Here is a 14771-nt window from a genome sequence, read left to right as displayed (position 1 = left end):
CTTAACAAATCCCTCAGCATAGTTAGGAAAGCCTTCCCAACCCACATCAGAAGTTAGTTCCACATACAATCTCCCAGACCTCATACGACCGAGAGAAAAAACTTTCTCATCAACAAAATCCTTCATTAAAAAAGATCTCCACCACCAGCTCGCGTGGAACTTTCAATTATCTGTTCAAAGGTTTTACCCTTTTTAACCAAATCATCAAATGCGGGTCCGATCTTGTTACCATATCGCTCCAAATTCCTTGCATCGATGACGTCAAGCATTTCCGGAGGCGTATACTCCCTGTACTTTATTTTCAACTCGTTTCTTGCGTTATGCGCATACTTTGCAACTTCTTCTGCGCTAGCGCCACTGGCACGCATCTTGCCCACCGAACCTTGTAAGTCGTAAACATCTTTAACATAGCTCTGCCGGAGAGGCGGGAGATACCCGAAGTCTCCGTCAGCTTTAGATATAGCGTTATCCCAAGCAGGAGTACCTTTTGGACCATTTTTCGTACTGGGGAAGTCGTTCTGAGCAGCTTTCGATGAAACCGACCCAGGCTCCGAGCCTAGCACACCCGAGGTGGGGCCTGAATCCGGCCGAGCTGGACCAGTGCCTTTGCTACCCCGTCCGGCCAATCCCGTAGCAATCCCTGCCGCACCGGATTCCGCCATGAACGTCTGGTACCAGAAATACTGTGCCTGGCGTTCCTCGTCATAGTGGCGATCCTGGATGATGCGCACCATCGCCCGTTCATCGTTTGTCAGCGTCGACAGTTCAGCCAGTGCATCCAGTGCACTCGAACCCGCCTTGACATCCGTGTACTGATTGCTGCAATCGCCCTCCCCCTTTGCCTTGCAGCCTTCGAACCAGGCGCCGGTCTTGCTTACCCTTATCCCTTCGTACTTATCCAGCACACCGCTGCGGCAGCCCGCAGGGTTCTGCGCGCCCCGGCACCCCACCAACTCTTGCGCGAACTTGTCCACCTCTTCGTGCTTGAGGTAGTTGTTCACCGTCGCTTGTTGGGCGACCCAACCGGCAACCTGCTGGTCCTTGTCGCTTCCTCCGGCTACCGCCGCAACGCTCATCCCCAGTAACTGAGAAGTCATGGCCAACAGCTGGTCATGCGCCGCACCGGGGAAAATCTTCTCCCCGTACATCTGGATCAACGCCTTGTTGGCCCCTGCCGCCAACGCCGAGGTCGCGAAGTCCCCGCCGGCCATCTCGCCAATCAAGCCGCCGACAATGGCATGGACAGCGACCCGCGTAGGCAAGCCGGAACCGACGAGGCTGCTGCCGACCTGGTTGTAGACAGCACCTGTCAACGCATCCGCAGCCAGGCCCAGCGCCGCTTCTCCGACGTTGTCGATGAATTTGCCGCCACTGGCGACCGTCTTGAGCGCCGAACTGACCGCCAGGCGCGTGCCCATCTGGGTGATGAACGACGTATCGGCGACGTAACCACCCACCCCGGCGCTGACACCTGCAATGACATAGTTCTTGAGGCTTTCGCTGGAGGTGACGTCCTTGAATACCGCTCCCAGGTCACCGCGGTTGTTGATGGTGCTGATCGTCGCGCCGCTGGCGGCGGAGGTGGCCACCGCGGTCAGCGCCATATTCGCCCAGCCAGCCGAGGTTGCAGCGGTTGTCGCGGTCGCCGCCGTGCCAGCCGCCATCGCCGAGCCAGAGCCTGCGGTGGCCCCCGCCGCAGTACCAATCGCGCCGCTGGCCGCGCCGGCAGTCAACACGGTGACGATGATAATGATGGCCAGCATGGCCCCCTGCCCGAGGCCGGAATGGCTGTACTTGAACGACTCATGCAGCTCTTTGACCTGACGCCAGTCCACATCGCCACGCCGTTCGGCGTCCTTCAGCCATGCCAGTTGCGGGTCGGCCGCAACCATCGAATCGATGGCCTGGCTTACCGTTTCCTGGTCGATCTGGCGGATATCGATCTTCAGACCATCCACGGCCTTGATCAGCACCTCGCCCTGGGCTACCAGTTGGCTCTGGCGCAGAGTCTCATCGGTGTTGCCCTTGCCCTTGGCGCTGGTCCAGGCCAGGCTGTTCTTGCTCTTGATGTGACTTTCCTGATGCAGGTCCTTGACCGCTTCGAAGGTGATGCTCCCGCCACTGCTGAGGGTCAGGTCGCCACCGCTGTCGAGTTTCGCCACCTGGTAAAGCTGGTCTCCTGCGCTGACCAGCGTCAGATCCCCACCCGTGGTAATCGCGCTACCGACGTTGGTGATCCGAGTGACTTCGTCACGCTTGATGTACTTGCTGCCAAAACTGCCTTTCTTTTTCTTGTCGTACAGCGAATAGTCGCTGTCCTCGGCGGCGAGCAAGGCAAGCTTGCCACCCGCCACGAGGTAGGCTTCGTCGCCCGCGCTGATGCGGCTGGCGCTCATGGCCAGGTCTTCACCCGCGCTGATGGCGATATCGCCGCCGGCCTTGAGCTCGGACCCGACCTGCCTGACGTGGTCTTCCTGGGTCTTGAGTTTCTTCGAGGTGTAGGACGCGTGCTGCTCATCCGCCGCCGACGCCAGGGTCACGTCACCCCGAGCAGAAATATCGATATCGCGTTGCGCCTCGATCCGGCTGGCCACCGCGGTCAGGTCACGCCCGGCCACCGCGGTGAAATCCCGGCCCGCGGTGACACTGGAACCGCTCTGGACAATCGACTGGGTCTTGGTGCGCCCGTAGGCGGCACTGTCCACGGCCTCGGCCGATCCCAGCACGATGTCGCGCCCTGCCTGCAGCGTGGTGTCCCGCCCGCTCTGCAACACACCGCCCGCGCTGAGAAGATCGCGGCCAGCGTTGATGCTCATGTCGTTGGCGGCCTCGATGCGCGCGGCGCTGTCTACGTAGTCCTTGCGCGCGGACAGGCGGGCGCTGTCGGTGACATGGCTGGTCACCGAGCGTTCGTTGACGACATCGCCAAGCAGCGTGGTGAGGCTGACATCGCGGCCAGAGATGATGCCGCCGGCCTTGTTGACGATATCGTTGCCCGCCAGCAGGTCGACACGGTTGCCGGCCTGGATCAGGCCGCCATTGAGGATGTCGTTGCCGGCGCTGGCCGACAGGTTGTCGGTGGCCCGCAGGGTGCCGACGTTGACCAGGTCCTGCCCGGCGATCAGGTCGAGGTTCTTGCCCGCCACCAGTGCACCGTTGGGCGCCAGGCGGTTGTTGGCGTTGGCGAGGTAGACCACCGGCACCAGCACCTTCTGGCCATTGATGGTGGCTTCTTCCAGCCAGACGATGTCGTGGGTCAGCGCGGCGACCTGCTCCGAGGTCAGGCCCACGCCCACCGCCAGGTTCAACTGCTGCTTGCTGGCGATGGCGTTGTCCATCAGGTACTTGAACATCTTCTCGTCGCTGGTCTGCCCGGCGAGGAAACGCTGGCCGGTGGCGGCCACCACCGCCTGCTGGATCAGGCGCTGCTCGTAGAAGCCGTCCCCCAGGCGCTTGGCGCTTTCATCCGGGTTGTAGCCAAGCCCGGCCAGCAGGTAGTCGGAGCTCATGAACTGCTTGAGGTCAGTCAGCAGCGGGTTGGTTTCGACCAGGTACTTGTGCGGTTGGGGCGGTACCGTGCGATCCGGCAGGCCCTCGACGCGCTGGATGACCTGGCCAGCCGTCGCGGTCGCCGGCGTGCTGCCGGGCGCCGTCACTTTCGCCGTGCGCGCATCGATGCCAGGGACGTCCGCACGTTCGCTGGCAGGCACCACGACCGGGACTTGGCTCACCACGGGCGCCAGGTCCGGCCGGGTGGGCTGGCTGATACCCACCTGCCCATCACCTGGGCCGGTGTTGCCGGCCCCCTGAACCGTCGCGCTGACCGAACCGGTGCTGTCAGCGACGGACGTCTGGCTACCGATCGCTTCGTTGCAGGTGATTGCGTCGGCGCTGGTGCGCCCCGATTGCCAGGTGCCGTTGTCGACGGCAGTAACCGGGGAAACCAGGATCGGCCGGCCATTGCCATCGATGACGGCGGCTTCGCGGGCGGTCACTGCCACCTGGTGCGCGCCTGCCGCAAGCGCACCGATGTCGTCCAGCTTGAGGGTGCGTGCGGAGGCACCAGGCACGGCTTGCTCGCGCTGTGCCAGATCGATGCTGGCACCGCCCAAGGTCCAATTGCCGGAAGTGCTGTCACCCTGGGCAACGCCTGCCGCGCTGGCAGCCTTGTCGCTCAGGCGGAACAGGCCGTTCGGGTTGGTGGGCAAGCTGAAGCCCGGCAGGCTCAACGGGTTGACCTGTTGCTGGGCCAGGTTGGGCGGCAGTTGCCGGTTCAGGACGATGACCGGCGCGCTGCCCGCCACCTTGGTGTCCAGGCTGCGGGCAGCCCCTGCCGCGCCACGGCTGTAGGCGCGCTCGACACCATTGGTGATCTTGCTGGCGGCGGTAATGGAGACGGCGCCGCCGGCCTCTACCACCGAGGGCAGGTAGTTGGAACCGGCATTCTCTACGCGCTGGGTGAGAAACGGATTGGTGCCTTGAATGATCGCCGGAGCATTGCCCGCCGAGCCACTTGAATAGTTGGCCGGATACATGAAGTCCGAAGACCCGTAGTAAGCCTTGCCTGCGTCTCGACTGGTGTCCAGCCGCATACTGGCGAAGTTCAGCCACGAACGGGTCTCTCCCTTGCCGATGGGACGACTCCCTCCGGTAATCGCCGCCATCGACTCGGCGCCTGCGGCATTCCAGAAGCGTATGCCACCGTTGTAGCCCAGGTCGTTCTCGGCGTTGTACTTGAAGATGCTTTTCCACAGTCCGCCACCCGGCGTTCCGACATCGATGTACTTCAGATCCGTGTAGCCATTGAGCGAAGTACCGGTGTTGGAGAACGTACCGGTCTTGATATCGATGTTCCCGGCGGCGGAAACCGTGGAGTTGGAGTTGGCGAACGTGTCGCTGCTGACAGAGAGGTTCCTGCCCGAGAACAGGCTGGACTGCTTCGCGACCTGCCCAACCGCGTCATACACATAGGTTTGTGCCCACACCAGATGCGACGACGGTGAAATCGGCACGCTGCCATTCATGTAACTGGAGCAGCTGTAGCAACGAACACCGATGTAGCCGGACTGCGCCGTCGGCTTCGGGTCGAAGTCCAACCGCTTGTTGCTGACGGTCGTGGCCGCGATGGTGAAGTCGCCAAGGCTCTCAAGCGTCCCGGAGATGTTTTCCAGCAAGGCTGCCCGCGTGCCTTGCGCATCCCTGGCCACGCGGATCGCGCCCAGGCTGTAGATGTCGCCTTCGCGGTTGGTCAGGTTTTGCGCATAGAGCGCCATGTCGGCGCCGCTGAAGATGAACCCGCCTTGGTTCAGCAGGTTCGTGGTGCTGGCGGTCAACACCTGGCCACTGCCCAGCGAGCCGTAGTTGTTGATGCCGCCGGCCTCGAGGGTCAGGTTGACGGCGGACGTCAGGCGCCCGGCGTTGTTCAACAGGCCGCCCACCTTGACCATGGTGTTGTCGCCGGCCGACAGGCTGGCGCTCCCTCCCACGGTCAATTGGCCCAGCGTGAGGTTCATGGCGCCGAGGCTGCTGGTGCGCCCGCTGGCATTCAGGCTGCCACCAAGCGTCAGGTCAAAACGACCGTCACTGGCGATCACGCCCGCCGTGGACCAATTGTTGCCACTGCCGCTGAAGCTTTCCGAGGCCAGCAGTCGCCCTTCGGCGGTCTGGTTCAGTTCACCGACATTGACGGTCAGCCGCCCGGCCTGGATCACGCTGCTGTTGGTCCAGCTGGCGGCGTTCAGGGTCAGACCACCGCGGGTCACCAAGTTGCCACCGCTATTGGCCAGGTTCGCCATGGACACGTCGAAGTTGCCCGTGCCGCCGTGCAGCACCATACCGTTGAGGTTGCTCAGGCTGGCGGTATTCAGGGTCAGGTCGGTGTTGCCGATTTCCACCCGGCCGTAGCGGTTGTCGAAGCCGCCTCGGATCTGGAAATCGCTCTTGCCTGTCGTCCCCAGGGCTCGCAACTGGCCGCTCTGGTTGTCCACCGCCCCCGCCGACACTTGCAGCAGGGTATCGCTTTCAATAACGCCCGAGCGGTTCACCAGCTCATCGCCCAGCGCCAGCTCGATACGTCCACCGGCCAGTTGTCCTGCGCTGTTGTCCAGCCCCAGGCCATCGACCCGCACCAGCCCCTTGGCGTAAAGCCCGCCACCGGCGTTGATCAGATCCCCACCACGAATGCGTGCATCACCCGACTGCGCGGCGATGCGACCGCCGCTGTTGTCGACCACGCCGGCGACCATCAGCAACTGCTGGCCTTGCACGACTCCACCCTTGCCACTGGCATCGCGCCGATTGTCGAGCACGCCGCCGACATTGACGTCCAGCAACCCGGCGAGGCTGGCGAGGATGCCACCCTGGTTGCTCAAGCTGCCTGCACGCTGCACCACAAGGTTGCCACCCTGGGCAAGCAGCTTGCCGCCACGGTTGTCCAACCCTGCACCGACATCCAGCAGCAGCCCGCTGTGCCCTTGCACTTCGCCCTGCTGGTTGATCAGCTCGGCAGCCTGCAACCGGACATCAGCATTCTCGCTGTAGATCAATCCCTGAGCGCTGTTGCGCAGGATCGAGCTGGCGTTGACCTTGACCTGCTCCTTGGCCGCAAGGGTGCCAAGCTGGCTGTTGTCGAGGCTACCCGCATTCAGTTCCAGACGGCCGCGGCTGACAATCTTGCCGCCCTGGTTGGCAACTTGCAGCGCCTGCTTGAGCAGCAAGGTGTCGGCACTGACCAGGGTGCCGCCGGTATTGGTCAAGATGCCGCGCAGATCCAGAGTCAGGCTGCCGTTGCCCGCGATGCGCCCGGCACTGTTGTCGAGGTCGGTGCCATTGACCGTGATCCATTGCTGGGCATCGATGCTGCCACTCTGGTTGCCGAGGCTGGTGACGTTCAGCTGCAGGGCGTCGCCACTGGACAGCACGCCACCGCTGTTGTCGAGGCTGGCCGCGCCAATGTCCATGCGGCCCTGGCTGACCAGGGCTCCGTCGCCGCTGTTGAGCAGGCTCCCCGACAGTTGCACGTCCAGCGCGCCACTGCGGCTGGACAAGGTACCGGCATTGCGGTTGTCGAGACTGCCGCCATACAGGGTCAAGCCTTGCCAACCGGACAACAGGCCGTTTTGGTTGGCGACGCTGCCGACGTTCAGGAACACCTGACGAGTACCGATCAACCTGCCATTGCCGTTATCAAGACGGTTGGCCGAGAGGGTCAGGCCCTGTTTGGCGGAGAGCTCGCCGCCCACGTTGTCGAACACACCCACGCGCTGCACGTTCAACGCGCCACCCGCCTGGATCAAGCCATTGCGGTTGCTCAGGTCGTGGCCATCGAGGTCCAGGCTCAGCGCCTGCTCCGCGAGGATGCGGCCGTTGTTCACCGACAACGCACCGAGCTTCAGGCCCAGGTCACCGCGCGCGGAGACTTCGCCGTTGCTGCTGTCCAGCCCCTCGGCGGTGATATCGAGACGACCCTGGCTATTGATCAGGCCGGAGGCGCTGTTGTTCAGCGTGCGCGCGACCAGGGCCACGCTACCGGTGCCGAGCAGGCTGCCACCCTGGTTGTTCAGGTCGCCGCTGCGCAGCTTCAGTGTGCCCGCCGCGCTGACCAGGCCTTGCTGGCGGTTGTCGAGCAGGCCTCCGCTGTCCAGTTGCAGGTCGCCCCGGCTGTTGAGCAGGCCAGTGCGGTTGTCCACGCTACCCGCGTCGATGCGCAGGTTGGCGGCGCCGATCAGGCCCTTGATGTTGCTCAAGGTCTTGGCGATTACCAGTTTCAAGTCCTGGCTGGCGAGCACGCGCCCATTGTCGTTGTCCAGGCTGCGAGCCTCGAGGGTGAACGCCTGGGTGCTGGAGATTTCGCCGGAACGGTTGCTCACATCGACCAGGTTGCCCAGCAGCAGCGGGCCTGCGCTATGGATCAGGCCGCCCTGGTTGTCCAGTTTGCCGCCCTGGAGGTCGAGGCTCAGGCGGGTGTCGCTGATCAGCTTGCCGCCCAGTTGATCGAGACCTGTGACTTTGGCGGTCAGGGCCTGGAGGCTGCCGATGCTGCCGCCGTTGCTGACCTGGCCAGCGGTGAGGTCGAGGCTTTGCGCGCTGTTGAGGCGGCCACCACGGTTGCTCAAGGCCCCGGTGACAAGGTCGACCGCGCCCTTGGCGCTGAGGCTGCCTTGGTCGTTGACCAGGCTGGCACTGCGCAACAGCAGGCTGGCATCGCTCACCAGCTCGCCATGGGTGTTGTCCAGCCCGTTCTTGAGGTTCAAGGACAGTGCGCCGGCGCTGCCCAGGCTACCGTTGCGGTTGTCGAGACTGTCGGCGGTGAGCGCCAGGGTCGACTCACTGCTCAGGGTACCCTGCTGGTTGTCCAGGTCGCCGCTGAGCTTGAGCACCAGCGGCAGTTGCGCACGGATGAAGCCGCCGCTGTTGCTCAGGCTGGCCCCCACCAGGCTCACGCCCTGACCGTTCATCTGGCCGCGGCTGTGGTTGATAACACGCTGCACGGCTAGCGCCAGGTTGCCCGCGGCGAACACCACGCCGCCATCACTGTTGTCCAGGCTCAGCCCGGTGACCGAGACATCGCTGTTGCCGGTCAGCTCACCGCCGCGGTTGTCCAAGGTGTCGACCGAGAGTTTCAGCGCTTTTGTCGCACCCAGCAGGCCGCCACGATTGTCCAGATGGGAGGACGTCACCTCGACGCGGTCGGTGCCGATCAACTGGCCGCTCTGGTTGTCGATGGTCGCCACGTTCACCTCGACCAGCGCCTTGCCGGCGATCTCGCCGTGGCGGTTGTCCAGGCTGGCGCTGGCGACCGTGAGCGCGCCAGCGGCGATCAGCGTGCCGCCCTGGTTGACCAGCGCATCGCGGGCGTTCACCGTCAGGCTGCCGCGGCTGCTGATACGGCCATCGCGGTTGTCCAGGCTCAGGCTGCCCAGGTCGAGACTCGCGGCACTGATCCGCCCCTGGCTGTTGCCCAGCCCCTGCTCGCTGCGCAAGACCAGGCCCTGGTCGCTGACCAGTTTGCCGCCGCCGTTGTCGAGGCTGCGTGCGGCAAGCGTGAAGGCATTCTGGCTGGAGATTTCGCCCCCGCGGTTGGTGACCACGCCAAGGTTCTTCAGGACCAGTTGCGACGCGTTGATCAAGCCTTGGTTGCTCAAATCCCCCTGGTCGAGGTTCAGGGTCAACTGGCTGTTGCTGAACAATTCGCCATGATCCTGGACCAGCCCCGCCATACGGGCATCGAGTACGCCATTGCTGGCGATCCGTCCACCATTGTTGACCTGGCCGGCACGCAGGCTCAGTGTCGTGTCGCTGATGATCCGGCCACCCAGCAGGTTGTCCAGACGCCCGGTGACCAGGCTCGCAGCGCCCTGGCTCTTGATCAGGCCTTGCCCGCTGTTGTCCAGGCTGGCGCTGGAGAGGCTGAGGTGCTGGGCGCTTTCGACGACACCGCCCTGATTGAGCAAACCAGCCGCGCTGGTCAACACCAGCGGGCCGGCGCTGGAAATGCTGCCGCTGCGGTTGTCCAGTTGTTCAGCGTCGAGGCTCAGTGCGCCTTCACTGACAAGCTTGCCCTGGCCGTTCAACAGGTGGCCATCGAGCAGCGCCGCCGGCTGTGCGGTGAGACGAACCTGCAGCGAGCGCCGCCCCGAGAGCGTACCCTGGGTGTTGTCCAGATGCCCGCCGATCAGGCTGACATCCTGGCCGAACAACAGGCCGCGCGCCTGGTTGATGACCTTGGCCACGGTCATGTCCAGGCGGGTGCCGGCCAACAGCTTGCCGCCACTGTTGTCCAACTGCCCTGCACTGACACCGACATCTTGCTGGCCAGAAATTTCACCACCGCGGTTGTCAGCGGAATCCACCTCGATCTTCAGCGCTTTCGTGCTGCCCACCAAGCCGCCCGCGCGGTTGTCCAGCCGGCCGCCGATCAGGCTCAGGCCACCCTGTGCCACCAGCTCGCCAGCCTGTTGATCGAGTGTTTTAACGGTGGCGAGCAGATCGCCCTGGCTGGCGATGCGCCCTTTGCCATTGTTGACAGTGTCGGCGTGTAGCAGAACCTGGCCACCCGCACTGACCAGGCCTTGCTGGTTGAGCAGTTCACCGCTGTCGAGATCCAGCTTGCCCGCACCGTTGAGCAGGCCCTCACGGTTGTCGAGCAATGCCAGGCGCAAGGTCAGGTCCTGATTGCCACGCACGACACCACCGCGGTTATCCAATGAGGTGCCACGCAGGCTCAGGCCGCCCTGCCCGGAAAGACGACCCGCGCGGTTGTCGATGCGATCGACCAGCAGTTCCATGGTGCCTTTGGCGAGCACGGCACCTGCGGCCTGGTTGTCCAGCAGACCGCTGAGTGCCAGCGACAGGCTACCGTCACTGACCAGACTGCCACCGCTGCGGTTGTCGAGGCTCGTGGCAGCAACCTTCAACGCATGGCCGGCACCCAGGGTCCCGCCCTGGTTGAACAGCGCCCCCGTCACGCCCAGGTCCAGGCTGCCGTCGCTCATCACCTGGCCCTGGCCGTTGGCCAGGCTGGCCGCCCTGATCGTACTGATGCCGGCGCCGGATACTTCGCCCGCCTCGTTGAGCAGCGCGCCGGCCAATGTCAGGTCCAGGTTGGCGGAGCTGCTGAACAGCCCGTCGTGGTTATCCAGGCTGGCCGCTTCGGCCGTCAGGCCGGCTGCGGCAATCTGGCCGCCGACATTGAGCAAAGCCTGGCGAATGCGCAGATCGATGGCCTGGCCACTGAGCAGATCACCGTGGCTGTTGTCCAGGTGCTCGGCGACCAGGCTGAAGCCCTGTTCGCTGGAAATCTCGCCGGACCGGTTGATCACCGTGGACAGGTTGCGCAGCCGCAATGGCCCCACCGCGTTGATCAGGCCATCGCTGTTGTCCAGCAGCCCCTGGCTCAAGTCCAGGGTCAGGGCACTGGCACTGTACAACTGGCCACCGCCATGCTGGTCGAGCCCGGCCAATGTGGCGCTCAACGCCTTGTCGCTGGCGATCCGCCCGCCGAGGTTGTCGACCTGGCCGGCGCTGAGGTCGAGGCGGTCGCCGCTGGTGAGGTAGCCAGCCTGATTGCTCAAGCCACCAGTGGTCACACGCAATCCGGCATCGGCGGCGATGCGCCCCCGACTGTTGTCGAGCGAGAGGCTGGCCAGGGTCAAGGCGCCACCGGCGAGCAGTTGCCCGCCGGCGTTGCCAACACCCTGCCCCGCCGTCAGTGTCAGGTTGCCCGCCCCGCTCACCCGGCCACTGTCGTTGAGCAGGTTGACCAGGTCGAGGCCAAGGTCGGCGTCACTGCGCAGCACGCCCTGGCGATTGTCCAGTTGCCCATTGGCGCCGTTACCGTCGCGCAGCAGCAATGACAGCCCCTGCTTGGCATACAGGCTGCCTTGAGCACTGTTGTCCAGCTGCCCGGCGACGAGGGTGACCGTGCGCTGGCCGGAGATGATGCCCTTGGCCTGGTTATCGAGACGAGCCAGGGTCAGTGCCAGGTTGCCGTTGGCGACCACCCGACCGCCGCCGCTGTTGTCCAGGTGGCCGCCGTTGACAGTGAGGTCGGAAACGCTGCTGATTTCGCCGCCACGGTTGTCGATCTGGGTCGCCTCGAGGGTCAGGTTGCCCTGCGTGGCAATCCGCCCACCCAGCCGGTTGTCCAGGCCGGCTGCATTCAGTTGCAACGTGCCCACCGCGCCGAGTACGCCGCCCTGGTTGAGCAGTTGCCCGGCGACGGCGAGGTTCAGGGTACCGTCGCTACTCACTCGCCCTTGATGGTTGTCTAGCGCTCCGTCCACCGTCAGCTTCAGGCCGTTGCGCGCTTCCAGGGTGCCTTGGCGGTTGGCCAGGGAAGCCACGCGGGCATCCAGCGCCGCAGCCCTGACTAGACCCAGGGTGTTGTCCAGGGCGCGCGCGATACGCAAGGTCAGTTGCTGGTCCGCAAGCAGCTTGCCGCCTCGGTTGTCCAGGCTGGCGACCGCCACGGTGAAAGCCTGCCGACTGGAAATCTCCCCCCCCTGGTTGTCGACCCCGTTCAGGTTGCTCAGCAGCAACTGGCCAGGCGCGTTGATCAGGCCACCGCGGTTGTCCAGATGGCCGTTGTTCAGGTCGAGGGTCAGACTGTCCTGGCTGTAGAGCTGCCCGCCGCCAACCTGGCTCAGGCCACTGACACTGGCCTTTACATCACGGGCATAAATGCGTCCGGCAGTGCCGTTGTCCAGTTGCCCGGCACCTAGCTGCAAGGTCGCACCCGCCAGCAATTGCCCCTGGTGGTTGACCAGGTCGGCGCCGGTCAGTTGCAGGTTGCCTCCGGCGCTGAACAGACCGCTCTGGTTGAGCAGGTTGCCGGCCAGCATGGCCGTCAGGTCGGCACCGCTGGTGAGCTTGCCGAACGCGTTGTCGAGGCCAGTGGCCGTCAGCGCCAGCGCGGAGCCCGCAGCCAGGACACCGTGGCCGTTATCGATACCGGCACTGTCCAGGTGTAGGCTTGCGCTGGCCTGGATCCGGCCATTGCGGTTGTCCAAAGCGCCCAGGCCGAGCCGGACATCCGCGCCCTGCACCTCACCGCCCCGGTTGTCCAGCCCGGCACCGACCACCAGGCCAAGACCACCCTCGCTCTTGAGCTTGCCGCCGCGGTTGTCCAGATGGTCGCCGCGCAGTTCGAAACCAAGCGCGCTGGAAATCTCCCCAGCCTGATTGTTCACCGCCGCCAGGTTGAGCAACTGCAGTTGGCCAGGCACCGTGACCAGCCCACCCTGGTTGTTCCATGCGCCGTGATTCAGGTCCAGGCGCAGGCCCGACTGGCCGTGCAGGCGCCCGGCGCTGTTGTCCAGGCTGCCCACCGCCACCTGCAGGTCGCCCTGCGCGCTGAGGTTGCCGTCATGGTTGTTCAGCGCACCCGCGACGCGGGCTCCCAGACCACCCTGGCTGGAAACCATGCCCCGTTGATCGTTGAGCAGGCTGGCGGCATCGATCCACAAGCCTTGGGCGCTGATCAGGCCGGCACTGTTACCCAGTGCCCCGGCGATGCTCAGGGTCAAGGCCTGGTCGCTCAGCAACTTGCCGGCACCGTTGTCGAGGCCACTCGCCATCACGCTGAACGCGCGATTACTGGAGATCTCGCCCTGGCGGTTGTCGACGTTGGCCAGATGCTCCAGGACCAGCTGGCCATTGGCATTGATCACCCCGCCACGGTTGTCCAGGTGACCGTGGCGCACGTCGAGGCGCAGGCCACTGTCACTGTGCAGGCGCCCGCCCCCCTGCTGGTCCAGGCTGCCGATGCTGGCCGTCAGTTGCTGCGCGCTATTGACCTGCCCACCACGGTTGTCGAGCAGACCAGCGGCCTGCAAGTCGAGGGATTGGCCAGCCGAAACCAGGCCCGCAACGTTGTCCAGCGAGGCCACGCGCAGCGTCACCTGACCCAGGCTGGACAGCTCACCCTTGCGATTGATCAAGGTCCTGCTGTTGACGTCCAGCGCACCACTGCCGGCGATCAAGCCACCTTGGCCATTGAGCAGGGTCTGGCTGTTGACACCAAGGTTCCCTGCAGACAAGACACGCCCCCGATTCTGGTTGTCCAACTGCTGCACGTCGATCCGGGCACTGCGCCCGGCACTCAGGGTGCCGCCCTGGTTCGCCAGATCATTGGTGTTGATAGCGAGGTCGCGGCTGGCAGCCAGGGTGTGCCCGTTGTTGTCGACGGCTTGCGCGGTCACCTGCAGATCGCCCTGTCGATTGCGACTGCCGTCGGCGCTGACCCCGACCTCGACGATGCCCTGATTGAGCACCCGACCGGCGCTGTCCAGGCGCAGGCTATCGCCGGCGGCCAGACTCCGCTGGTTGCGCAGATCACCCTGGCTGGTGATCGCCAGGTCCTTGGCGGCATGGACCGGCCCCTGCACATCGATACCCTGCGCCTTGGCGACCAGCGTGCCGCCCGCGGAGGCCTGTCCCAGGTCCAGCTTACCGTTGGCATCAATGTGGATATCGCCACCAGCGACCATGTCGCCCGCCAGCCGAACCCCGACGCCCGCCTCGGTACCTACCAGGCGAATGGTGTTGGCGTACATGCCCCCCAACGCCGATGAGTCGATCGCCAGCTCCTGCGTCGGGCTACCGTCGCCTCTGCGGGCGGTAGCGGTCAAGGTGCGTGCATCGACATCGTTGCGGCCTGCGACGATGTCCAGCTTGTTCGCCTGGATCCGCGCATTGATCTTCGTGGCGCGGGTAATGATTTCGAATTGGTCGACATTGCTCGCATTGAGCCCCGCGCCCTGGATGGACACCGTGCCCTGATCGACCTGGTAGCGGCTCAACTGGCCGTTTTCGATCACCGGCTTGCCCGTGCTGAGCGTGACGTTGGGCGTGTTGATGAAACCACAACCGTCGCAGCTGATCCCGTGGGGGTTGGCGACGATGACATGCGCGGACTTGCCCGCTACTTCGGTGTAACCACGCAACTGGCTGGGGTTTGCGCCATTGACTTCGTTGAGGATGATGTCGGCGGCCCGGCCATTGAGGTTCGGGTTACCGACAATGATCCCGCCCAGTTGGGTGGCCTGCGTGCGCTCGATGGCGTTGTTGAGGATCAGCCCCTGGGCATCGACGTTGTAGTCCTTGAACTGGTTGTGCGACAGGCCATTGGCATTCGGCGTGGCAATGTTGACGATCGGCACGCCATTGCCCGCTTGGGCCAGCCCCGTGCCCGGCGCGCTGACCGCGATGCCTTCGGCCTGGGCCCACAGCGGCTGCCAAAACATGACGTTCGCCAGCAGGAACGCCAGCGC

General features: G+C 64.5%; 1 protein-coding gene. It reads right to left on the bottom strand.

Features of this window, described 5'->3' with window-relative positions; all coding sequences use genetic code 11:
• Window positions 1–125: 125 nt before the first annotated feature.
• Complete coding sequence (locus HU735_RS22760) at window positions 126–14744, bottom strand: filamentous hemagglutinin N-terminal domain-containing protein (protein ID WP_186715488.1); 14619 nt, start codon at window positions 14742–14744, stop codon at window positions 126–128.
• Between the last annotated feature and the right edge of the window lie 27 nt (window positions 14745–14771).

Source organism: Pseudomonas sp. BW16M2, assembly GCF_014268865.1.
GTDB lineage: Bacteria > Pseudomonadota > Gammaproteobacteria > Pseudomonadales > Pseudomonadaceae > Aquipseudomonas > Aquipseudomonas peradeniyensis.
This window is presented reverse-complemented; position numbering and strand designations above follow the sequence as displayed.

Excerpts from the sequence above, each read along its gene's own strand:
- HU735_RS22760 (WP_186715488.1), bottom strand. The coding sequence starts at position 14,744 with ATGTTTTGGCAGCCGCTGTGGGCCCAGGCCGAAGGCATCGCGGTCAGC.